This is a genomic window from Mesorhizobium sp. J18 (assembly GCF_007829525.1).
Taxonomy (GTDB): domain Bacteria; phylum Pseudomonadota; class Alphaproteobacteria; order Rhizobiales; family Rhizobiaceae; genus VLJP01.
Map to the genome: position 1 here is coordinate 42,611 of NZ_VLJP01000056.1, position 22,585 is coordinate 65,195.

Sequence of the window (22,585 nt, forward strand, 5' to 3'; positions counted from 1 at the left end):
AATCTGCCACCCGGGAGGGTTTTGGGCAAGGTAGGGCATGGTGAGTACAGGCCTGCTTAATTGGTAAGAAGACCTACGATCTCATGCACCTTCTTCATGGTTTCCTCGGCAAGCGCCCCCGCGCGTTCGCCGCCATCGCGCAGAATTCCATCAATATAAGCCGGGTCGGCCTGGATTCGCCGCATTTCGGCAGCGATGGGACTGAGTTTTTCAACCGCAAGCTCGGCGAGCGCCGGTTTGAAGACGGAAAACTGCTGCCCGCCGAATTCCGCGATCACATCTTCGCGCGAACATTCGGCCAAAGCAGCGTAGATGCCGACGAGGTTCTGCGCCTCCGGCCGGTTCTCCAGCCCTTGCAACTCTGAGGGAAGCGGCTCGGGATCGGTCTTCGCTTTCTTGATCTTCCTGGCGATGGCATCCGCATCGTCGGTCAGGTTAATACGCGCAAGATCCGACGGATCGGACTTCGACATTTTCTTCGTCCCGTCGCGTAGGCTCATGACCCGGGTCGCCGGCCCCTCGATCAGGGGTTCGGTCAACGGAAAAAAGCCGTTCACCACCTCTTCGCCGACCTTCATCTCCGTTCCGTAGCCGAGTTCCGCGATACGGGCCGAAAAATCATTGTTGAATTTCTGCGCAATGTCCCGGGTCAGTTCGAGATGCTGCTTCTGGTCGTCGCCAACCGGAACATGGGTCGCCCGGTAGACCAGAATATCCGCCGCCATGAGACTCGGATAGGCGAGCAGGCCAAGCGATGCGTTCTCGCGATCCTTGCCGGCCTTGTCCTTGAACTGCGTCATGCGGTTCATCCACCCGATGCGCGCTACGCAGTTGAAAATCCAGGCGAGTTCCGCATGCTGCGGCACCCGGCTCTGGTTGAAGACGATATGCTTCTTCGGATCGATGCCGCTTGCCAGGAAGGCAGCCGTGATCGAGCGTGTCTGATCGACCAGATCGTCATGCACCAGCGTTGCCGTCAGCGAATGCATGTCGACCACACAATAGATGCAATCATGGCTCGCCTGGAGCGCGACAAAGTTGCGCAAGGCACCGAGATAATTGCCAAGATGCAGATTGCCGGTCGGCTGGACGCCGGAAAAGACGAGAGGCTTGAACGAGGACATCAGGTGTTCCGGAATGACAGTTTAAACGCCTTGACGGCCGATGATGCGGTTGCGCTTATGGACGACCCATTCGAAAGGTGCAAGGGGCAGGATTTTGCGCAATCAGTCTCCCGGCTGGGTTTCGCCTGCTGCACTCCCGGCGCCCGGCTTGCGTTTCAGGTTGCGTCGGATCATGCCGATGTCGGCCCCGCCCGTTGCGAATGCCATGCCGAAATAAACAACCATGGCACCGGCGATCAGAACGGCCAATGTGGCAATCTGCATAAGCAGCGGCGCCGAAGGGGCCAGTTGCGCCGAAACAGCGTCCAACGCGAAGTGCAGGCCAACCGCCATGACCGCTGCGGACAAGACGAGCAACGGTATACGTTTCAGGAGCGCACGGTCGCTTCCCCAGTGGCCTCGCCGCATGAGAGTCGTCAAAAGCAGCATTGCATTGACCCATCCGGCCGTCGATTCCGCGGTTGCGATGCCTGCTTCAGCCATGGTCGGGAAGAGTGTCAACGCCAGCGCCACGTTCACTGCCACTGCCACACCGGCGAAAATCATCGGGGTGCGCGTATCCTCGCGGGCGAAGAAACCGGGCGTGAAAGCCTTTATGAGAACAAAGGCTGGAAGACCGAGACCGAAGATCGCCAGCGCGCCCGCAACCTTGCCGGTCGTTTCCACGCCGAACGCCCCGCGCTCATAGAGCACGCGGACGATCTCCTCCGACATGACCAGAAGGGCCGCCGCAGCCGGCAATGTCAGGAACAGCGCAAACTCGACCGAGCGGTTCTGCAGGTTGGATGCCTCGCGCATATGCCCGGCCTTCAAGGCCCGTGCGAGTTCCGGCAGGAGCACGACGCCGACCGCTATGCCGACGACCCCGAGCGGAAGCTGGTAGACACGATCGGCATATTGCAGGACGGCGATCGCTCCTTCCTTGCCGGATGCAATCATCTGCCCGATGACGAGGTTGATCTGAGTGATGCCACCAGTGATGGCGGCGGGAAAGGCAAGCACCAAAAGGCGCTTCACGTTCGGAGTCAGCCGCGGCCGGCGGATCTGGATCCTGATGCCCGCCTTTCGCACGGAGATCATCACGATCAGCAATTGCAGTATGCCGGCCGCCAGAACGCCCCAGGAGATGTCGTAGCCGACCGTCAGCGCATCGCGCCCGCTCCACAGCGCATAAGCGAGCACGCCTATGAGAATGATATTGAGGAAGACCGGCGCTATGGCGGCGGCAAAATAACGCTGAAGCGAATTGAGGATACCGCTCATCATGGCCGTCAGAGACATGCACATGAGATAAGGGAACATGATCATCGACAAGACGACCGTGGTCGAGAACTTGTCGGAATCGGAGGCGAATCCCGGCGCGATGATGGTGCGTACGAGGAACGGCATCGCCAGTTCCATGATGATGGTCAGACCCAGCAATACCGTGAAGAGAACGCCGAAGACCTCCTCGGAGAAGCGCTTCGCGCCGTCGGTACCGTTCGCCTCTATCTCCTTGGCGAACAGCGGCACGAAGGCCGCATTGAAGGCTCCCTCGGCGAAAAGCCTGCGGAAGAGGTTGGGAAAGCGGAAGGCGGCATAGAAGGCATCGGCGATCGGCCCTGCGCCAAGCGCAGCGGCCATCAACGCCTCGCGCGAGAAGCCGAGGATGCGGCTTGCAAGCGTGGCGGAACCAACAGTCGCGAATTTCCTGACGAGACTCATGTCAAAGGACCTGTGCCGGACTCTGCGGAGATGTCATTCTGCCGCCGCGGCAGCATGGGGCTTGACGGCCTGCCTTGCTGACTTGCCTTCGAGCGTCTCCAGCAGCCTCCGCCGAATAGCCGCCTGCCTGGACGGATTTTCGATCTTCTGGCCGGTCAGATCGGTGACGTAGAAAGTATCGATCACTTTCTCACCGAAGGTGGTGATATGTGCCGAGGCGATGTCGAGCGAGAGATCCGACAGCGTGCCCGTGATCTCGGAAAGCAGGCCGGGGCGGTCCAGGCCCTCGATCTCGATGACGGAGAACCGGTTGGAAAGCATGTTCCTGATCTCCGCTTGCGGCTCTATGCGAAAGGTTTTCGCTCCGCGCTTGGGCTTGGTGCGTTTCTCTATCATCTCCGGCAGCCACGACTTGCCTGAAAGCACGTCCTCGATCAGCCTGCCGACCCTTTGGGCCCGGCGGCGCTCATCCTCGTCGAAATCGAATCCGCGGCTGATAAGGATCGTGTCGAGCGCCCTGCCGTCTGTGGTCGTGAATATCTGCGCGTCCACGATATTGGCCCCAGCCGCCGCGCAGGCGCCGGCGATCACCGAAAGCAGGCGCGGATGGTCCGGCGCCAGCACCGTGATCTCGGTAACCGCCTCGAATTCGTGCGTCTTGACCATGGTCGAGAGCGGCTTTCTTGCGGCAGTGCTCTCACGGATAAACTCTGCGTGGCGTATCTGGTCCTTGCGATCGACGGCGAGCAGATAGTTGGGATAGTGGAGGCCGAGATAGGCCTCACGCTCAGCTTCGGGCCAGCCTTCCAGTGCCTGGCGGAGCAGTTCGCGCGCCTCGCGGGTGCGAATCTCCCGCGAGGTTTCGGAGAAGCCGCCGGTCAGAAGCAGTTCCGTCTCGAAATAGAGACTGCGCAAGAGCTGCCCCTTCCAGCCGTTCCAGACGCCGGGGCCGACGCCGCGTATATCGCAGACCGTCAGCACTAGAAGCAGCTTCAGACGTTCCACGGATTGCACGATATCGGCAAAGTCCTGAATCGTCTTGCGGTCGTTCAGGTCGCGCGTCTGCGCCGTCATGGACATGGTCAGATGCTGCTCCACCAGCCAGGCGATCAATTCGGTCTCGGCGGCATCGAAGCCCATATGCGGACAAAGCCTGCGGGCGATCCGAGCGCCAGCTTCAGAGTGATCCTCCGGCCGGCCCTTGGCGATGTCATGCAGCAGAAGCGCCGTATAGAGCACCTTGCGCCATGGTCGAATAGACGGCATCAGCGAATGCGACAGCGGATGGATCTTCTCCGCCTCGCCGTGCTCCATCTCCGAGAATACCCCAATGCAGCGGATCAAATGCTCATCCACCGTGTAGTGGTGGTACATGTTGAACTGCATCATCGCCACGACCTTGTTGAAATCGGGGATGAGCTTGCCCAGCACGCCGGCTTCGTTCATGCGCCGCATGTTGAGCTCGGGATCGCGCTCCGAGGTAAGCACGTCCATGAACAGGCGGTTCGCCTCCTTGTCGCGCCGCAGATTGCGGTCGATCAGGTTCAATGAGCGCGTGAGCAGCTTCAGCGCGTCGGGATGAAATTCCAGCCCATGCCTGTCGGCAAACCAGAACAGCCGCAGCAGGTTCACCGGATCGCGCTCGAACACGCCGTCATCGGCGACATTGATGCGATGGTTATCGATGACGAAATCGCTGGTGCCGGCAAGCTTGCGCTTGCGACGCGAGAAAGTCAGGAAGATCCGGTTGAAGCCCGGCACATGCTTCGCATGCTCTTCCTCCAGAGCGGCGCAGAAGATGCGCGTCAGATCGCCGACGGTCTTGGCAGTCAGGAAGTAGTGCTTCATGAAGCGCTCGACCGCCGACAGCCCGGGATGGCCGGTATAGCCGAGCCGTTCAGCGATATCGCGCTGGATATCGAAATGCAGCCTTTCCTCCGCCTTGCCGGTCAAAAAATGCATGTGGCAGCGCACGGCCCACAGGAAATCCTCGGCCTTGCGAAACTGCAAATATTCCCTGCGCGTGAAGACGCCCTTGTCGACCAGCTCCTCGCTGGTGCGCACGCGGTAGTAATATTTGCCGATCCAGAAGAGTGTGTGGAGGTCGCGCAGGCCACCCTTGCCGTCCTTCACATTGGGCTCCACGAGATAGCGGCTTTCGCCGACCTTGGCGTGTCGGTCGTCGCGCTCGGCGAGCTTTGCCTGGATGAATTCCGAGCCGGTGTCCTTCACTACCTCCTCGTCGAACCGGCGGACCAATTCCTCATGCAGTGCCTCGTCGCCGCAGATATAGCGGGCTTCCAGAACCGCGGTGCGGATGGTGATGTCGGTACGCGCGTGGCGAAGGCATTCGTCTATGTTGCGAGTGGCATGACCGACCTTGAAGCCCATGTCCCACAATATGTAGAGCATGTATTCGATGATTTGTTCGCTCCAAGGCGTCTGCCGGTAGGGCAGGACGAAGAGCAGGTCGATGTCGGAACCGGGTGCCAGCGTGCCGCGACCATAACCGCCGACGGCCACCACCGCCATGCGCTCGGCCGACGAGGGATTGTCCGACCGGTAGACATGGCTGGCGGTAAAGTCGTGCAACGCGCCGATCACTTCATCCATGAGATGGGATAACCGCACTGCGCAGGCCGTGCCGCCGCCGTCCTCCATCAGCATGGCTTCCGCCGTCCTGCGGCCGTCAGCCACGCGTTGCTTCAGAAGCTGCAGCACCTTGGCGCGGATGCCGGCAGAGTTGCTGCCGACGGCAGTTGCAAGTTCCGTCAGGTCGTTACGCAGGGCCGCGCCATCTATTATCTGGTCGAGCTTGAGGGGAATCTTGGCCATTTCCGGCAGTCGCTTTGTTTCAGGCGGGGTCTATAGCGCGTTTTGCTCCCATGCGAAACGGCCTCGGCGCTGACATTGAGCCGGGCACGCCAGGCGGCTGGCAGCGCATCCTTGGTGTCCGCGCGCGGCTGATCACCGCCGGCGCGCAAATCACCGCTCCTTGCTCTCATCGCGATACTTGCCCGTTGGCTACACCCGATAATGTCATTTTTCGTGCCATGTCGCGCGCGCCCGGCAAGAGCGTCTTGTCACGCGAAGTCAGGGGCTTGTCTTCAAGGCCGCCCGGCGGCTCAACTGGGGCAATGCGGCGATGGAAGAAGCTTTTGGCCGCAAAAGACAGCGTAACATCATGTAGCATAACGTTAACGAGAAGCGATCGCGGACACCCGGTTTGAATGTTAACCTAAGCGCGGGAGGAAATTACGAGCAGGGGAATTATTTGATGAAGACGGTCGCCAACGCCAGAGGCGTCAATCTCTACTATAGCGATACATCCATCAATCACTTCTCGGCAACAAATTCCGGCCCGCAATTATACGGCACCCCCGACAACGATTCCCTTTGGGGAGACAGCAGTGTCGACGTGACCATGTACGGTGGGGCTGGCGATGATATCTACTACCTCTATTCGCCGATCAACAGGGCCGCCGAAGATCCCGGAGAGGGTGTCGACACCATCGTCACCTGGATGAGCACCAGGCTCCCGGATAATTTCGAGAACCTTACCGTCACGGGCAGCGGGCGCTATGCCTTTGGTAATGCAGCGGACAACATCATCAAGGGTGGATCCGGCCAGCAGACGCTGGACGGCGGCAGCGGGAATGATGTTCTCATCGGCGGTGGCGGAGCCGACATTTTCGTCGTTTCAAAGGGCAATGGCAGCGACCTGATCTTCGACTTTGAAACGACCGACAGAGTTCGCCTCGACGGATACGGATGGAATTCGTTCGACGCGGTCCAGGACCGGATGACCCAAGTCGGATCGGATGTACGACTTGATCTTGGGGTAGGCGAGATCCTGGTGTTCAAGGACACGACCATTGATCAGTTCCAGGCCGATCAGTTCGAATTGCCCTTGGACAGATCTGCAATGTCCCTGTCCTTTGCGGAGCACTTCAACACGCTCAGCCTGTGGGATGGCGAGAGCGGTCGGTGGGATTCCAATTTCTGGTGGGGAGCGCCGAATGGAAGCACGCTGAGCGGGAACAGCGAGCTTCAATGGTACATCGACGCCAATTACGGGCCGACGAGCTCTGTCAATCCGTTCAGCGTCGAGAATGGCGTTCTGACGATCACCGCAGCCCCGACCCCCGACGAGATCAAGCCGCTCATCAACAACTATGAATACACATCGGGTCTGCTGACAACCTATCATTCCTTCTCACAGACCTACGGCTATTTCGAAATGCGGGCCGACATGCCGGAAAACCAGGGGGCCTGGCCGGCCTTCTGGCTTCTTCCCGCAGACGGCTCATGGCCCCCTGAAATCGATGTGGTGGAGATGAGGGGGCAGGACCCGAATACGATCCACATGACGGCGCACACGAATGAAACCGGCAGCCATACGATGGTCTCGTCTGCCATCAATGTTTCAGATACGGAAGGTTTCCACACCTATGGCGTCCTTTGGACGGAAGATGAGCTTGTCTGGTATTTCGACGACGTGGCAGTCGCCCGCGCTGAGACCCCTTCCGACATGCACGATCCCATGTATATGCTGGTAAACCTTGCAATAGGAGGCCCAGCCGGAGAACCTGATGATGGGCTGGCCGTGCCGGCCGAGATGCAGATCGATTACATCCGTGCCTATGAGCTTGACGAGGTGCCGGAAGTCAGCCTTTTGGCCAATCTTTTCGATACGCTCGATTGGCTGATCTAGAGCCGTTCTAAGTCCTGTTCGGCAAGTGACGGTGCTTGCGTTGCCTAGCGATTCTTCGCCGTCAACGCCTTGAGCCGATAAAGGGCCTCCAGTGCCTCGCGCGGCGTCATTTCGTCGGGCTGGAGTTCAAATATTGCTTGCACCAACGCATCATTGGATTGCGGCTTGGATGGCTCGCGTTTCACAGCCACGCTGAAAAGCGGCAGGTCGTCAACAAGTCTTGCGGCCTTGCCTGAGGTCTCGCCTTCTTCCAACTGATGCAGCACTTCGCGGGCGCGCTCCACGACAGCGTTCGGCAGGCCGGCGAGACGGGCGACCTGTATGCCGTAGGAGCGGTCCGCCGCACCCCGCCCGACCTCGTGCAGGAAAACGACTTCGCCTTCCCATTCCTTGACCCGCATGGTGACATTGGCGAGACGAGGCAGTTTTTCGACCAGCGCTGTCATCTCGTGGAAATGGGTGGCGAAAAGTGCGCGGCAGCGGTTCTTCTCATGCAGATACTCGACCGCCGCCCAAGCGATGGAAAGCCCGTCGAAGGTCGCCGTTCCGCGCCCGATCTCGTCCAGTATGACCAGGGAGCGGTCGGTGGCCTGATTGAGGATCGCAGCCGTCTCGACCATTTCCACCATGAAAGTGGAGCGCCCACGAGCGAGATCGTCCGATGCGCCGACCCGGCTGAAAAGCTTGTCAACCACGCCGAGACGCGCACTGCGTGCAGGCACGTAGGAACCTGCCTGGGCGAGGATGGCGATCAGCGCGTTCTGGCGCAGGAAAGTCGATTTACCGCCCATATTGGGGCCGGTCAGCAGCCAGATAGCCCCATGTTTCTGGCCCTCGGCAGGCGACAGATCGCAATCATTGGCCACAAAAGGTTCTGCCAGCTGCTTGCGCAGCGACTGCTCGACGACGGCATGCCGCCCTCCCTCGACCTGGAAATCGAGGCTGTCATCGACCGCCGGACGACAATAATCCTCGCTCTCCGCCAGGACGGCCAATGCGGCGGCCACATCGATCACAGCAAGCGCCTGCGCGCCTGCGCGGATCGCGTCCGCCTCCGCGACTGCCTCCGCCAAGAGCCGATCGAAGATTTCGAGTTCGATTCTCAACGCCCTGTCGGCCGCATTGGCGATCTTGGTTTCGAGATCCGCCAGCTCTGTCGTGGTAAAGCGCATGGCGCTCGCCATGGTCTGCCGGTGAATGAAGCGGGCGCGCGCCGCATCGGTTCCGGTCATGACGGCGCTGTTGTTGGCAGTTACCTCAATGTAGTAGCCTAGCACGTTATTGTGCCGAATCTTGAGCGAACGGATGCCCGTTTCCTCCACCAGATCGCGTTCCATCCCCGCAATCACGCGCCGCGACTGGTCACGAAGCGCGCGCATCTCGTCGAGTTCCGCGTCATAGCCCTGGCGGACAAAACCGCCATCGCGCTTCATCAGCGGCAATTCGTCGGCAAGGGCAGCCTCAAGATGTGCCGAAAGCACTGCCGGTAGAGCGCGGATCGCCTCGAATGCGGCGGCGAGTTCAGCCGGCAAATGCTGTCCGGTGAAGAGAGTTTCGATCTCTTTTGCGGCAGCGAAGCCGTTCCTCAAGGCTCCGAGATCGCGCGGACCGCCTCGGTTGAGGGCCAGGCGCGAAAGGGCGCGCGCCAGATCGGGTGCGCTCTTCAACGCCGCCCGCAGCCGGTCCCGCAATTCCGGTTCCGCTATCAGGAAGCCAACGGAATCGAGCCGCGTATTGATCTCACCGGGATCGGTCAGGGGCGACATCAGCCGCTCCGCCAGGAGCCGGCCACCTGAACCGGTGACCGTACGGTCGATCGACTTGAACAGGCTGCCTTCACGGCTGCCCGACATGGTCCTGATAAGTTCGAGATTGGCCCGAGTGGCCGGATCGATGAAAAGGCTGGCGCCATCCTCATCACGTTCAGGCCGGCCGAGGGGCGGACGTTCGGCCTTCTGTGTCTTTTCCACATAGGCGACCGCGCCGGAGATCGCTGAAAGCTCGGCACGCGAGAAGCGGCCGAAACCGTCAAGCGTTGCCACTCCGAAAAAGCGCGAAAGCCGCATCTCGGCGCTGGCCGAATCGAAGAAGCTCGGCGGCTGCGGACTGACAATCCGCCCAAGCATATCGAAGACGGGCCGCAGATCAAGGTCGTGGAATACGGGCTCTGCCACGATCAGCTCGCGCGGATCGATCCGCATAATATCCGCGAGCAGCCGGTCGGCGCGGGTCTCCGCCACACGGAAATTGCCGGTGGATATGTCGATCCAGGCAAGCGCGAGCTGCTGGCCGATGCTTCCCTTCACCCTGCCCAGCGACATCAGATAATTGGCTTCCGATGGTTCCAGAAGCTTTTCCTCGGTGATCGTGCCGGGCGTCACCAGCCGCACCACATCGCGGCGCACGACGGATTTGGAACCTCGCTTCCTTGCTTCTGCCGGATCTTCAATCTGTTCGCAGACGGCGACCCGGTGGCCAAGGGCGATCAGCTTTTGCAGATAGTCATCCGCAGCATGCACCGGCACCCCGCACATGGGAATGTCTTCCCCCAGATGCTTGCCCCGCTTTGTGAGCGTTATGCCCAATGCGCGGCTAGCGACTTCGGCATCCTCGAAGAATAGCTCGTAAAAATCGCCCATTCGGTAGAAGAGCAGCGAATCCGGGTTTGCCGACTTGATATCGAGATACTGCTCCATCATCGGCGTTGCGCCATTCGCCGCCGCACCGGCGGGCCTGGCTGCATTCCGACGCATTGGTGTTTCGTCGTTCAAGGAGCGCACCCGGTGAAAAAGAACAGTTTTACCCTGCTTGGCGATTTACGTGGCGAAAGTGTAGCCTTATTCCCTTTCCGGCGGCAGAACTCCACAAGAACACGCTCAGGGAAGGAATAACGAAGCACATGGCTGCGAAACACATGCATGACGATCCCGGTCCTTCCGTGAGCGAGCAGGAGGCACTTGATTTCCATGCGCTCGGCCGCCCGGGCAAGCTGGAGATCAATCCGACCAAGCCTATGGCGACCCAACGCGATCTGTCACTGGCTTATTCTCCGGGCGTGGCGGTGCCGGTCAAGGCGATCGCGGAGGATCCGAGCCGCGCCTTCGACTATACGACACGAGGCAATCTCGTCGCCGTTATCTCCAACGGCACGGCCATTCTCGGCCTCGGCAATCTCGGCGCCCTGGCGTCGAAGCCAGTGATGGAAGGCAAGTCAGTGCTCTTCAAGCGCTTCGCCGACGTCGATTCCATCGATCTCGAGGTCGACACACAGGATGTCGACGCCTTCATCAATTGCGTTCGCTATCTCGGTCCTTCTTTCGGAGGCATCAACCTGGAGGATATCAAGGCACCGGACTGCTTTATCATCGAGCAGCGCCTTCGCGAGCTGATGGATATTCCGGTTTTCCATGACGACCAGCACGGCACCGCGATCATAGCGGTCGCGGGATTGATCAATGCGCTGGAGGTCACCGGCCGCGACATGAAGTCGACCAGGCTCGTCTGCAACGGCGCAGGCGCTGCCGGCATAGCCTGCATCGAACTCGTCAAGGCGATGGGCTTCGCCCCGCAGAATGTCATTCTTTGCGACACCAAGGGCGTCGTCTACAAGGGCCGCGAAGAGGGCATGAACCAGTGGAAGTCTGCCCATGCCGTAGAAACAGAGGCCCGCACGCTTGCAGACGCGCTCGATGGCGCGGATGTCTTCTTCGGTCTCTCCGCCAAGGGTGCGCTGACCTCGGCCATGGTGCAGTCCATGGCGAAGAATCCCATCATCTTCGCCATGGCCAATCCCGATCCGGAGATCACGCCGGAGGAGGTCGCCGAGATCCGCACCGACGCCATCATGGCGACGGGCCGTTCGGACTATCCGAACCAGGTCAACAATGTGCTCGGCTTCCCCTACATCTTCCGCGGCGCGCTCGACGTGCGGGCGACCACGATCAACGAACATATGAAGATCGCGGCCGCTGAAGCACTCGCCGCTCTTGCCCGGCAGGATGTGCCTGATGACGTGGCGGCTGCCTATCAGGGCAACCGACCGCGCTTCGGGCCGAACTACATCATTCCGGTACCCTTCGATCCGCGTCTGATATCGGCCGTGCCGGTGGCGGTGGCGAAGGCAGCAATGGATTCCGGTGTGGCGCGCCGGCCGATCCTCGATTTCGAAAAATATGCCAATGAGCTGTCGGCACGCCGCGACCCGATCGCCTCGACATTGCAGCGTATCTATGACCGCGTGCGCCGGGAGCCGAAGCGCGTCGTCTTCGCCGAAGGCGAGGAAGAACAGGTCATGCGCGCCGCGGTGGCCTATGTGAACCAGCGGCTTGGAACCGCGATCCTGCTCGGCCGCGACGACGTGATCAGGGAAAACGCCCGCAACGCCGGTGTCGATCTGTCGAAACCCGGCATTGAGATCATCAATGCCAGATTATCGCGCCGAAATGGTGTCTATGCCGATTATCTCTATGAGAGGATGCAGCGAAAAGGCTTTCTCTTCCGCGATTGTCAGCGTCTGATCAACAACGACCGCAATCATTTCGCTGCCTGCATGGTTGCCCTGGGCGATGCCGACGCTGTGGTGACAGGGGTGACGCGCAACTACTCGACGGCGCTTGCAGACATAAGCCGCGTGATTGACGCCAAGCCCGGTCATCGCGTCATCGGCGCCTCGATCGCGCTCTGTCGCGGCCGCACGGTGATCGTCGCCGATACGGCGGTGCATGACATGCCCGATTCCGAGCAGATTGCCGACATAGCAGAGGAGGCGGCCGGCTTTGCCCGCCGCATGGGCTACGAACCGCGTGTGGCCATGCTCGCCTATTCCACTTTCGGCCATCCACCGGGCGAGCGCTCGGAGCGCGTCCAGGAGGCGGTGAAGATCCTGGACAAGCGGCGTGTCGATTTCGAGTATGACGGCGAGATGGCCGCCGATGTGGCGCTCAACCCGCGCCTGATGCGGCAATATCCCTTCTGCCGCCTTTCAGGTCCAGCGAATGTGCTTGTCATGCCGGCTTTCCACTCGGCATCCATCTCCACCAAGATGCTGCAGGAACTTGGCGGCTCGACCGTGATAGGGCCCCTGCTCGTGGGCCTCAACAAGCCAGTGCAGATTGTTCCCCTCAACGCCAAGGACTCTGACATCGTCAATATGGCGGCGATCGCCGCCCATAATGCTGGCGGTTGAAGTAAGCGTCCGATCGCGCCTCAGCCCGCAAAGCGTTGTGCGTCCGGACCGTAATAATTGATGTAACGTTGGGAGATCGCTTCCACGGGCAGGACGACCAGAACGTCCGTGGTGCCGAAATCGCGGTCCACGACGCAGCCTTCTCCGAACCGTGCACCGAGGCGCAGATAACCTTTGAGAAGTGGCGGCATGGCGGAAAGTGCCGAACGATCGTTGATCGCCTCGATCGGCATCAGGTCCATGCACTCGTAGCGCTCAGCAACCGCACGCACCCGCCAAGGTTCCTGGGCAAGACAGAAATGGTGAAGGAAAGACAGTGCCTCCGCATGGGCAGCCGGTACTATGCCGGCAAAGGAGGCGCATCCTGTCATCACATCGATGCCATGGAGACGGCAATAGGCCCATATACCTTGCCAGAGCAGTTCGACCGTGCGCTTTGTCCGGTATTCGGCCATGACGCAGGACCGGCCCAGTTCGAGGAAATTACGGTCCGGATGGCGCGCGATCAGCGTCTCCAGCTCGAATTCAGCGCTGGAATAGAAGCCACCGATCTCTGCCGCACGATCCTGGCGCAAAAGCCGGTATGTTCCGACGATACGCTCCTGCGGCGATCCGGCTGTAGCCGTATCGATGACCAACAGATGGTCGCAAACGGCATCGAAACGATCCGAATCACGCTGGTCGGGGATACGCTCACCGGCTCTGCCGGCACCCAGTTCTTCATAGAAGACGCGGAAGCGCAGGCGTTGGGCGGCAGCAACCTCCTCCTCATCACGTGCGAGGCGCACCTCCAGGGACCCGATGCGACCAAGTGGCGATTGCAGGATGGCTTCAGACTGATAGCCGGCTTGCGGAAGGGCGGATGTCTCGCCTCGGATCTGAATGTCAGACTTCAGCATCGCGCTCTGCACAGGTGATTCTCCTCATAGCCGATCTGGCGTGGAGATAAGGCTGCGGTGCGACATTCGCATGACAGTATCGTTTCAGCCTTTCGACAGCAACATCAAGAACCTATGCCGAAACATCCCCCTCGAGCGCGTCAATCGCTTTTCTCGATCAAGCGGCTTATCACGAAGCCGCGCGCGCAATGAGGAACGTGCGTCTCATTCACGGCAATCTGCCGACAAGATCATAGGGGGCAGATGTGACAGGCCTGAAGCCGCAAGCTTGCCGCTTCAATGGCAAAAGCGCGCCGATGCTTGGATTTACATCTCGACGACAATCCGCCCGCGCACCTTTCCTTCGACAATGTCTCGACAGGCGTCGATCACGCCCGAAAAGGGAATAACGGTGGTGATCTTGTTCAGCCTTCCATGATCGAGATCGCTTGCAATGCGCTTCCAGGCTTCCAGGCGCAATTCCTTTGGCGCCATGACGGAATCGATCCCCAGAAGCGAGACCCCGCGGAGGATGAAGGGGGCCACGCTTGCCGGCAGGTCCATGCCCTGGGCAAGACCGCAGGCGGCGACCGCACCACCATAGGACGTCATGGACAGCACATTCGCCAGTGTATGGCTGCCCACGGCATCGACGCCGCCGGCCCAGCGCTCCTTGCCCAACGGCTTGCCCGGGCCGGAAAGCTCCTCGCGCGCGATCACTTCCGAAGCGCCGAGCTCTTTCAGGTAGCTGGCTTCCTCCTGCCGGCCCGTCGAGGCTATGACCTCATAGCCGAGCCGTGAAAGAATGGAGACGGCCACGGAGCCGACGCCGCCTGCCGCACCTGTGACAACCACCGGTCCGCGGTCGGGCACGATCCCATGGCGCTCCAGCGCCATTACACAAAGCATCGCGGTGTAGCCGGCCGTGCCAACCGCCATGGCGTCATGCACGCTCATGCCTTCGGGCAGAGGGACCAGCCAATCGCCATTTACCCGCGCGCGGGCGGCATAAGCGCCATAATGCGTCTCGCCGACGCCCCAGCCATTGAGCACGACCTTGTCACCCTCCTTCCAGTCGGGGTGGGAGGAGGTCAGCACCGTACCGGCGAAATCTATGCCCGGGATGAGTGGAAAGCGTCTCACGACGGGAGCCTTTCCCGTGATGGCGAGACCATCCTTGTAATTGACGGTCGTCGCCTCCACGGCCACGGTGACATCACCGGGCATCAGATCCTCCTCGGTCAGCTCGACCATCTCGACGGACTGCTTCCTGTCCTCGTCACGGTCCACCAGGACGGCTTTGAAACTGTCGGCCATCTTTCCTCCAGATGTTGGTCGTTGAAGTCTGCGGTCTCCTAACTGCGAGGTCAACGCCCGATTAGGAAGAACGCTCCGCGCGTTCGCGGCGCCAGCCTAGGAATTCTTCAAGGATAACCAGTCCCGCGCCGATTGTGATGAACACATCGGCCAGGTTGAAGATGGCGAAGGACCATACCGGGGTGTGGAACAGGACGTAGTCGACGACATAGCCATGCTCGACACGGTCGATCAGATTGCCGATCGCACCCCCGATCACGAGCGCAAAGCCGAATCGGGCGAAGTGTTGCGTCGGCCCAGTGCGCCAAGCGAGATAGGCGATGAAGGCAATGACCACAAAGACGATCAGCGACAGTCCGACATCGCCGATCCCGGAAAGCATGGAGAATGCCATGCCGGTATTATGCGTGCGGAAAAGCGCCAGAAAAGGAAGGAGATCGATCTGCTGATGGTAATCCATGCCGGTCTCGACCAGATTCTTCACCCATTGGTCGAGGATGACGGAGACCAGGATCACGGCACCATAGAGCGCCAGGGCACGGGGCTTCATGCGTCGATTTTCCCTTCCATAGGCAAGGCATTCCTGCGGATTTCATAGAGCATGACGCCGGTGGCGACGGCCAGATTGAGCGAATCTGCCCTGCCCGCCTGCGGAATCCGCACCAAGGTGTCACAGATTTCCGCAAGTGAACCCGGCAGGCCCTGCTGTTCGTTGCCCATCAGCAGCAGAACAGGTTTTGTCGAGTAGTCCACGCTGCGATAGTCGACCGAGCCTTTCAGATGCGTGCCTGCGACAAGTGCCGACAGGCCGCGTCTCCACGCCGTGAAGGTTTCAGCATCGGCGCGTGCCAGCGGCACGGAAAAGATCGAGCCCATGGTCGCACGCACTGTTTCCACCGAAAACGGATCGGTGCAGTCGCCGACCAGAATCACACCTTTCGCCCCCACTGCGTCCGCCGTGCGGATGATCGTTCCGAGGTTGCCTGGGTCGCGCACACGGTCGAGCGCCACCCAAACATCGCTGCCGGCAGGCTCGACGTCCTTCAAGGGCAGGTAACGCTGCTCGAACACGCCGACAACCATCTGCGGATTGTCGCGCCGGGTGATAGCGGCAAGAACCTTTTCGCTGACTTGGAGAACGAGACCGCCGGCCGCAACTGTCCGTGCGGCTGTCTTCTCCACGGCTGCGTTACCGCGCCCCGCCTTGGCAAAGACGAGCGTCTTTATCTTCCAGCCGGAATCCAACGCATCGATGACGAGTTTCAGTCCCTCGGCCATGAAGGCATGCTGCTGGTCGCGGAATTTCTTCAGCGCAAGCGCCTTGATATCCTTCACGATCGGGTTTGAGAGGCTTGTCACCTCTTTCACCCGGCCGGGGACGCGTCTTTCCGTCCGGCTGTCCATCATGCGGCGACCCAACGCGAGAAAAGCGAGGTGGAAAGCGCGCGGCCTGCCGATTTCTCGCGGATGACGAGTTCGCCGGATTCCACCGTGCCGCCCAAGCCGGTGAAAGTGTCGCGCATCAGGGCATGGATGGCGAAGAAAGAGGCCCGGATGGAATAGGCTGTCAGCACCACCGCCAGCGGCTGCGGCGTCAGGATCGTCCGGCAGATATCCGTAAGCGCCGGCAGATCCTCGAAAAGCTGCCAAACCTCGCCCTTGGGTCCGCGGCCATAGGCGGGCGGGTCGAGCAGGATGATGTCATAGGCATTGCCGCGACGTTCCTCGCGCTCGGCAAATTTCATGGCGTCCTCGCAGATCCAGCGGATCGGCTTGTCGGCAAGGCCGGCGATCTCCTGGTTCTCGCGCGCCCAGCCGATTGCCTTTCTGGAGGCGTCGACATGAGTCACTTCAGCGCCGGCGCGCGCCGCAACCAGCGAGGCAAGACCGGTATAGCCAAAGAGGTTCAACACCTTGACCGGCCGTCTGGCCGAGCGGATCAGCCTTTCCATATGCGACCAGTGCGAGGCCTGTTCAGGGAACACGCCCACATGGCGGAAGGAAGTGAACCGGCCGAGATAGTCGATGCCGTCATGGCGCATCGGCCATGTTTCGCCGAGCGGTTCGCCGGGAAAGCGCCAGCGGCCCATGCCTTCCTCGTCCGTGTCGCCGGTGAAGACGGCGTCAGCATTTTCCCAGTCCTTGGCTCCGAGCGCGGGCTGCCAGATCGCCTGCCCCTCCGGGCGCACGATGCGATAGGGCCCGTATTGCTCGAGCTTGCGACCCGCCCCCGAATCGATCAGCGCATAATCCTCATTGGGCGCGACTTCCATGATCAGCGGCAAGTTCTCCTCCGGCAGCGCTCCCTTGCGCCGCGACAATATGCGTCGCGGCGCCGGTTCGGCCACTGCTTTGCGAGGGTCGCGATCAGCTCCCGCCGACATCTCCATCCGATGCGACTGCTGGCTAGGACGGTCGGGGCGGTTTTGCCGACGTTTTTCTCGTGAAGGCTTCAAGGCTCAGCGGCTCCAATGATCGGCCCGCTTCTGCCATAGGCGCTTTCGCTCCGCAACAAAGCGCACTGCCAAGACGTGGCGCCCCAATTTCTGAATGCGTGGTCAGGCGGCGGTTCTCTTCGAAAAGGTTTCGAAGACGGCAATGCCCGCGGCCAGATCCTCAAGCGCGGCACCCACCGATTTGAACAATGTAATCTCGTCGCTGTTCTTGCGGCCGGGCTTTTCGCCGCGTGTGAGCTCGAACAGATCCGCGGATATGCCCTCCGGCGTCAATGCGCCGGATTCGAGCGCCTGCACAATATCGCCTGCCTCCTTGGTCGCCCCTTCGCGAGTATCGACGAAGACGCTGGCCTTGCGGATCGTGTCGTCGTCGCTTTCGCGCATGGTCGGTGAAAAGGCACCGACCAGATCGACATGCGTGCCGGGCCTGAGCACCGCGCCTCGCACGAGCGGAGCCGTCGAAAGCGTGGCGCAAGAGACAATGTCGGCCGTGCCGACAGCATCATTCAGATCTTCCGCGACCTTCGCGTTAAGGCTTGCCTTGGCAAGCGTTTCCACGACCTTCCGTGCATTTGCCGGCGTGCGGTTCCAGACCGAGATTTCCCTGATGGGCCGGACGGCCGCATGAGCCTGCGCAAGATGGGCCGACAGGGCACCGGCACCAACGAGCAGAAGCTTCGAAGCGTCCTCACGCGCGAGATAGCTTGCCGCCAGCGCCGAGGCGCAGGCAGTGCGCCACAGCGTCAGACGTTGGCCGTCGATCAGGGCCTGCGGCTCACCGGTTTCCCCGTCCATCAGGAGATAGACACCCATGACGGCCGGTTTCCCGATCGTGTTGTTATCCGGCGATACCGTGACGATCTTGACCCCAATATATCCCGTGCCGCTCTTGGCCGCGAAATCACTCCAGGCGGGCATCAGGAGCAGCGTCGAAGGGCTTCCTCCTGGATGTTCCACCGTGTGATGATGCCGCACCGGCTGGACGGCACCTTCACGGAAGGCCTTCCGCAAGGTTTCTACCAGCCCGGAATAGCTCAGGCATCTGTCTACGTCGGCGGCAGAGATATTGATCATGCTTGTTGTCACGCTCTCGGGCGAGGAAGGGCTGTCTGCTTGCCTGTCGCCGGATCATGAATGCTTCCTGCATCGTCACGCCGCTGGCGCGCTACCTTGCGGTAACGTCCCTGCCGCAACCAGGTCGCTATGCTGCCTATGATCATTCCAAGAGCGATCGCCAGGAAAAGATAGACGAAAAGCGGCATCTCGGCGGTAAGGCCGGGATTGCCGGGATTGAATGGATCGAGCGTGAAGGCGACAGGCGTTCGATTGGCGACGGCGAGCGCGATCAATATGATCGCGACCGGCACGAGGATCACGATAACGACAAGGCGATTGAGCATTTCGGTTCCCGGTGTGCGGTGATTTGGTCAGCCGCCGGAATTGTTGAGGCGTTCGCGAAGTTCCTTGCCGGTCTTGAAGAAGGGTACCCATTTCTCCTCGACCTGAACTGATTCCCCGGTCCGCGGATTGCGGCCCACGCGAGCAGGCCTGTTCTTCACCGAGAAAGCGCCGAAACCGCGTAGTTCGACACGGTTGCCAGCCGCGAGCGCATCGGTGATCTCGTCGAAAATTGCGTTCACGATGTTCTCGACGTCACGCAGGAACAGGTGAGGATTGCGGTTTGCAATGGTCTGCACAAGCTCGGATTTTATCATTTCCGCTGTTTCCGCCGCTGCGAGTGGATCAACTATGAGAATGATTTTCTTGCCTTTTCAGGCTCTTCTTCAGGGTCTTTCAGGTTGCCAGACCGACAAGAGACCGTCAAGGAACAAGCGTTCCGCACCGATCTGCTTCAGGAGATCAGCTTCGTAATTCTGCAGGCCAAGGGCACGGGCCACGATCTTCGAGAAGAAACCCGGCAGGAAGAGGCTGCCGCCGGAATTCCGCGCCTTCCACTCCACGATCTCGAGATTTTCGCCCACGCCTTTTCCGACCAGCCATTGCTTGGCCTCCTGCTCGCCACCGAGAGAGTCCACGAGCTTGCGCTCCATCGCCTGACGACCGGTGAAAATAGAACCGTCGGCAAGCGCCACCACCTCCGCGCGCGAAAGAGAACGACGTTCGGCCACGAGGTCGATGAACCATTCGTAACTGTCCATGATCAGCCGTCGGGCCATGGCGCGTTCCTCCTCCGTTGTCGGATTGAAGGGCGAGGGCTCCGCCTTGAGCGGCGAGGACTTGATCTCTTCGAGCTTGATCCCAAGCTTGTCCATCAGGCCCGTGACGTCCGGATACTGGAGAAGCACGCCGATCGAACCGACGATGGAGGATTGGCGCGCGACGATATGATCGGCCGCGCTGGCGATCATATATCCGGCGGAAGCAGCCAGCGTCCCGACCTGCGCGACCACAGGCTTTTCCGCGGCCAGCCGACGTATTGCCTCGAAGATCGCCTCGCCGCCCACGGTCGTGCCGCCAGGTGAGTCCACCGTCACGATAACGCCTTTCACTGCCGGAGACTTGCGGATACGTTCGAGCCTTTTCAGGAGTTCGTCGTCCTCCGTTATGGTGCCCTCGACTCGCACTTGCGCGATATGATTGGCTGCGGTGCCGAAACTGCCCTGAAAATACCAGCTCGTTACCGCAAACAGCGCAATCGCCACCAGAGCGACCGCCAATACGCGCCAGAAGGTTAGCTTGCGTCTCAGGCGTCTGCGGTCGATCAGGTCGTCGGCTCGGGTCGGCATGTCTGGCCTCGTCGCGGCTCTCAAAACGGATGAAAGAGGTCTTTTTAGACCAATTGCCATCTACCTGCTACAGCCTTTCCTAGTGGCCGGAGTTCTCGGCGGCCATTTTTGTGCCTGCTAAGTCTTTGACGTTAACCCAAAAATAGCCATATTGGAGTGTAACCGCACCATGAGAAGCGGCAAGGCTGGTCATATTGGCGATAGCCTTGGGCGTGGCAAGGTCATCTGTCTTTTCGGGTGTCGGTATTGCTGTGCGTCGGTTCGTGTCCGAAGCCCTCTCGATCGGCCCGGCAATTCACCTATCTTAGGGGAGCTGCCGAGCCTGTCGCTGTCGGCAAGAAGCGAAAAACGAGAGGCGGTTCACGATGCAGGGAGCGACCCACAACCAGGCAGCCGGTCTCCCCCCGAGCCCGATCGAGCGGAACGAAAGAGGCGCAGACGCCTTTGCCCGCGCACGGCGCCATTCTCGCAGGGTCCGTCTCCTCAAGATCATATTACCGACGCTGGCGGTCGGCATGACGACGGCCTTCATAGGGTATTCCATACTGGCTTCTTCGGTTGGAGGCTTGGCTTCGATCGGCACCCCATCACTCGAAGGTGGCGATCTTGTAATGGCCAATCCAAAACTCGACGGATTTACCAAGGACAATCTGCCTTACAATATGTCGGCAGCACGCGCGAAACAGTCGCTCAATGGCGGCAGTTCGATCGAGCTGGAAGAAATCCAGGCGCGCTTGCCTATAGGCGAGGGCAATTGGGCCTCGATCAATGCAGCGTCGGGAACCTTCGACAAGGACGACAACACCCTTGACATAACCAGCAATGTCACGCTGGAAACGACATCCGGCATAGTGGCACGCCTTCAATCAGCCAAAGTGGACATTGCAGCCAAAAAGCTTTCGACCAAAAAACCGGTAGAAATCGAGCTTGACGGGACGCGGATTGCGGCGGAATCCATGCAGGCGACGGAGGGCGGCAAGATTTTGATGTTCAGCGATCGTGTGCGGGTGCAGATAGATCCATCACAAATCAGGCGTGAAAGCGCGCAAGCGCAAGGGGAACCCGGGGAATGAGAAAATCAATCGCTGTCGCGGCAGGTGCCGTCCTTGCCTTGGTTGTGGCGACCGCCGCGCAGGCGCAGCAGGCCGACAACCGCCTGACCGGGCTGAAACTGTCAGGGGATCAGCCCATCCAGATCGAGAGCGACAATCTTGAGGTCCGCGAAAACGAGGGGGTCGCGGTTTTTACCGGCAATGTCTCGGTCGTCCAGGGTCCGACCTTGCTGAAATCCGGCACCATGACCGTCTACTACGCCAAGGATGGTGGATCGGCCGCCACGGGAACCTCGAATATCGAGCGTCTCGAGGTCGATGACAAGGTCTATGTCAAATCCGAAAATCAGGTGGCGACAGGCGATCATGGAGCCTTCGACATGAAGACCGAGATTCTCGTACTGTCGGGCGAGGAGGTTGTCCTTTCCGAAGGCGAGAATGTGATCGTTGGCTGCAAGCTCACCGTGCAGATGCAGACCGGGCAGGCAACCCTTGAAGGCTGCAACGAAGGAAAATCGGGCGGTCGCGTGAAAATGCTGCTCAAGCCGGGTTCGCAGGAGCGGCAGTGACAGGCAAGAAATCGTTTCTGGAGCGGTTCCGCCGGGGACCCAGTATCGCGGCTCCTGCCGTCAAGACCGACGATGACAATTCGCGCTTCAAGGGCACACTGATAGCGCGCGGCCTGACCAAGTCCTATAAGGGCCGTCAGGTGGTCAGTGGCGTTTCTCTTGGGGTACGGGCGGGCGAAGCGGTCGGCTTGCTCGGACCGAACGGGGCGGGCAAGACGACCTGCTTTTACATGGTGACCGGGCTGGTCCCCGTCGACAAGGGCACGATCCAGATCGACGGCTACGAAGTGACCGATATGCCGATGTATCGCCGAGCACGGCTCGGCATCGGCTATCTCCCGCAGGAAGCCTCGATCTTCCGGGGCCTCACGGTCGAAAACAATATCCGCGCAATTCTCGAAGTTGTCGAGAAGAGCCGCAAGGAGCGCGACCGGACCCTCGATTCCCTTCTGGAGGAATTCCATATCGGGCATCTCAGGAAATCCCCGTCCATCGCACTGTCGGGCGGTGAGCGTCGTCGCCTCGAAATCGCACGTGCCCTGGCGAGCAAGCCGAATTTCATGCTGCTCGACGAGCCGTTCGCAGGCATCGATCCCATTGCCGTGACCGACATCCAGCAGCTTGTCCGCCATCTGACAGCCCGAGGCATCGGTGTTCTGATAACGGATCACAATGTCCGAGAGACGCTCGGCCTGATCGATCGCGCCTATATCATCCATGCCGGCGAAGTGCTGACACATGGGCGACCTGGCGAGATCGTCGACAATCCGGATGTTCGGCGCCTCTATCTTGGCGAAGGCTTCACATTGTAAGCCATCTTCGACCGGTTCGGGCGGATT

Annotated in this window: 18 protein-coding genes and 1 pseudogene; 6 read left to right on the plus strand and 13 right to left on the minus strand. The window is 60.4% G+C overall.

Features of this window, described 5'->3' with window-relative positions:
* Positions 1-56: 56 nt before the first annotated feature.
* The 3 genes from trpS to L598_RS17280 all read right to left on the minus strand — a co-directional run bounded on the left by trpS (position 57) and on the right by L598_RS17280 (position 5,663).
* The gene (gene trpS, locus L598_RS17270; protein ID WP_144864559.1) at positions 57-1,124 is read right to left on the minus strand and encodes a tryptophan--tRNA ligase; all 1,068 of its coding nucleotides are present in this window, start codon (positions 1,122-1,124) and stop codon (positions 57-59) included.
* 102 nt (positions 1,125-1,226) lie between these two features.
* On the minus strand, positions 1,227-2,828 hold the full coding sequence (gene murJ, locus L598_RS17275) for a murein biosynthesis integral membrane protein MurJ (protein WP_144864561.1): 1,602 nt from the start codon (positions 2,826-2,828) through the stop codon (positions 1,227-1,229).
* A 33-nt stretch (positions 2,829-2,861) separates the two neighbouring features.
* Positions 2,862-5,663, minus strand: coding sequence for a [protein-PII] uridylyltransferase (locus tag L598_RS17280; RefSeq protein WP_144864562.1), 2,802 nt, complete (start codon positions 5,661-5,663; stop codon positions 2,862-2,864).
* Positions 5,664-5,737: 74 nt separating this feature from the next.
* Between L598_RS17280 and L598_RS17285 the strand changes: the two are divergent.
* Together L598_RS17285 and L598_RS17290 are read left to right on the plus strand one after the other, a co-directional pair.
* Positions 5,738-6,018, plus strand: a pseudogene (locus L598_RS17285) (small ribosomal subunit Rsm22 family protein); the annotation flags it as partial.
* A gap of 87 nt (positions 6,019-6,105) precedes the next feature.
* A complete protein-coding gene (locus tag L598_RS17290; protein WP_281407412.1) occupies positions 6,106-7,542 on the plus strand; it encodes a family 16 glycosylhydrolase in 1,437 nt (478 codons plus the stop codon).
* Between the two features lie 44 nt (positions 7,543-7,586).
* Here L598_RS17290 and mutS read toward each other — a convergent pair whose 3' ends face one another.
* Positions 7,587-10,295 carry a DNA mismatch repair protein MutS gene (gene mutS / locus L598_RS17295; RefSeq protein ID WP_144864566.1) on the minus strand — a complete coding sequence of 903 codons (2,709 nt, stop codon included), beginning with the start codon at positions 10,293-10,295 and terminating at the stop codon, positions 7,587-7,589.
* A 146-nt stretch (positions 10,296-10,441) separates the two neighbouring features.
* On the opposite strand from mutS, the gene L598_RS17300 reads away from it, so the two are divergent.
* Positions 10,442-12,727 (plus strand): NADP-dependent malic enzyme, encoded by a 2,286-nt coding sequence (locus L598_RS17300; RefSeq protein WP_186445078.1) that lies wholly within the window; start codon positions 10,442-10,444, stop codon positions 12,725-12,727.
* 20 nt (positions 12,728-12,747) lie between these two features.
* Here L598_RS17300 and L598_RS17305 read toward each other — a convergent pair whose 3' ends face one another.
* The 9 genes from L598_RS17305 to sppA form a co-directional block, all read right to left on the minus strand.
* The gene (locus L598_RS17305) at positions 12,748-13,626 is read right to left on the minus strand and encodes a GNAT family N-acetyltransferase (RefSeq protein WP_144864568.1); all 879 of its coding nucleotides are present in this window, start codon (positions 13,624-13,626) and stop codon (positions 12,748-12,750) included.
* 306 nt (positions 13,627-13,932) lie between these two features.
* Entirely contained in the window at positions 13,933-14,922 is a 990-nt protein-coding gene (locus tag L598_RS17310) for an MDR family oxidoreductase (protein WP_144864569.1), read from the minus strand.
* Between the two features lie 61 nt (positions 14,923-14,983).
* Positions 14,984-15,472 carry a signal peptidase II gene (lspA, locus tag L598_RS17315; protein WP_144864571.1) on the minus strand — a complete coding sequence of 163 codons (489 nt, stop codon included), beginning with the start codon at positions 15,470-15,472 and terminating at the stop codon, positions 14,984-14,986.
* Positions 15,469-16,329, minus strand: coding sequence for an RNA methyltransferase (locus L598_RS17320; protein WP_246658810.1), 861 nt, complete (start codon positions 16,327-16,329; stop codon positions 15,469-15,471). The genes lspA and L598_RS17320 overlap by 4 nt, the downstream gene beginning before the upstream one ends.
* Entirely contained in the window at positions 16,326-17,378 is a 1,053-nt protein-coding gene (locus tag L598_RS17325; RefSeq protein ID WP_144864573.1) for a class I SAM-dependent rRNA methyltransferase, read from the minus strand. Before L598_RS17325 ends, L598_RS17320 begins: the two co-directional genes overlap by 4 nt.
* A gap of 102 nt (positions 17,379-17,480) precedes the next feature.
* Positions 17,481-18,452, minus strand: coding sequence for an ornithine cyclodeaminase family protein (locus L598_RS17330; RefSeq protein ID WP_144864575.1), 972 nt, complete (start codon positions 18,450-18,452; stop codon positions 17,481-17,483).
* 8 nt (positions 18,453-18,460) lie between these two features.
* A complete protein-coding gene (locus L598_RS17335) occupies positions 18,461-18,778 on the minus strand; it encodes a LapA family protein (RefSeq protein WP_144864577.1) in 318 nt (105 codons plus the stop codon).
* Between the two features lie 27 nt (positions 18,779-18,805).
* On the minus strand, positions 18,806-19,093 hold the full coding sequence (locus L598_RS17340) for an integration host factor subunit beta (RefSeq protein WP_144864578.1): 288 nt from the start codon (positions 19,091-19,093) through the stop codon (positions 18,806-18,808).
* 69 nt (positions 19,094-19,162) lie between these two features.
* On the minus strand, positions 19,163-20,125 hold the full coding sequence (gene sppA, locus L598_RS17345; RefSeq protein ID WP_144864580.1) for a signal peptide peptidase SppA: 963 nt from the start codon (positions 20,123-20,125) through the stop codon (positions 19,163-19,165).
* 365 nt (positions 20,126-20,490) lie between these two features.
* On the opposite strand from sppA, the gene lptC reads away from it, so the two are divergent.
* The 3 genes from lptC to lptB are packed head-to-tail and all read left to right on the plus strand — an operon-like array spanning position 20,491 to position 22,558.
* Complete coding sequence (lptC, locus tag L598_RS17350; RefSeq protein ID WP_144864582.1) at positions 20,491-21,198, plus strand: LPS export ABC transporter periplasmic protein LptC; 708 nt, start codon at positions 20,491-20,493, stop codon at positions 21,196-21,198.
* The gene (locus tag L598_RS17355; RefSeq protein ID WP_144864584.1) at positions 21,195-21,746 is read left to right on the plus strand and encodes an LptA/OstA family protein; all 552 of its coding nucleotides are present in this window, start codon (positions 21,195-21,197) and stop codon (positions 21,744-21,746) included. The genes lptC and L598_RS17355 overlap by 4 nt, the downstream gene beginning before the upstream one ends.
* Before the next feature lie 44 nt (positions 21,747-21,790).
* Entirely contained in the window at positions 21,791-22,558 is a 768-nt protein-coding gene (gene lptB / locus L598_RS17360) for an LPS export ABC transporter ATP-binding protein (protein ID WP_144864743.1), read from the plus strand.
* Positions 22,559-22,585 lie beyond the last annotated feature (27 nt).

Coding starts and splice junctions, on each gene's coding strand:
- L598_RS17320 (WP_246658810.1), bottom strand. CDS start 16,329: ATGATGGACAGCCGGACGGAAAGACGCGTCCCCGGCCGGGTGAAAGAG.
- murJ (WP_144864561.1), bottom strand. CDS start 2,828: ATGAGTCTCGTCAGGAAATTCGCGACTGTTGGTTCCGCCACGCTTGCA.
- L598_RS17290 (WP_281407412.1), top strand. CDS start 6,106: ATGAAGACGGTCGCCAACGCCAGAGGCGTCAATCTCTACTATAGCGAT.
- L598_RS17280 (WP_144864562.1), bottom strand. CDS start 5,663: ATGGCCAAGATTCCCCTCAAGCTCGACCAGATAATAGATGGCGCGGCC.
- L598_RS17310 (WP_144864569.1), bottom strand. CDS start 14,922: ATGGCCGACAGTTTCAAAGCCGTCCTGGTGGACCGTGACGAGGACAGG.
- sppA (WP_144864580.1), bottom strand. CDS start 20,125: ATGCCGACCCGAGCCGACGACCTGATCGACCGCAGACGCCTGAGACGC.
- lptC (WP_144864582.1), top strand. CDS start 20,491: ATGCAGGGAGCGACCCACAACCAGGCAGCCGGTCTCCCCCCGAGCCCG.
- L598_RS17305 (WP_144864568.1), bottom strand. CDS start 13,626: ATGCTGAAGTCTGACATTCAGATCCGAGGCGAGACATCCGCCCTTCCG.
- L598_RS17340 (WP_144864578.1), bottom strand. CDS start 19,093: ATGATAAAATCCGAGCTTGTGCAGACCATTGCAAACCGCAATCCTCAC.
- L598_RS17330 (WP_144864575.1), bottom strand. CDS start 18,452: ATGATCAATATCTCTGCCGCCGACGTAGACAGATGCCTGAGCTATTCC.
- L598_RS17300 (WP_186445078.1), top strand. CDS start 10,442: ATGGCTGCGAAACACATGCATGACGATCCCGGTCCTTCCGTGAGCGAG.
- L598_RS17355 (WP_144864584.1), top strand. CDS start 21,195: ATGAGAAAATCAATCGCTGTCGCGGCAGGTGCCGTCCTTGCCTTGGTT.
- L598_RS17335 (WP_144864577.1), bottom strand. CDS start 18,778: ATGCTCAATCGCCTTGTCGTTATCGTGATCCTCGTGCCGGTCGCGATC.
- mutS (WP_144864566.1), bottom strand. CDS start 10,295: ATGCGTCGGAATGCAGCCAGGCCCGCCGGTGCGGCGGCGAATGGCGCA.
- trpS (WP_144864559.1), bottom strand. CDS start 1,124: ATGTCCTCGTTCAAGCCTCTCGTCTTTTCCGGCGTCCAGCCGACCGGC.
- lspA (WP_144864571.1), bottom strand. CDS start 15,472: ATGAAGCCCCGTGCCCTGGCGCTCTATGGTGCCGTGATCCTGGTCTCC.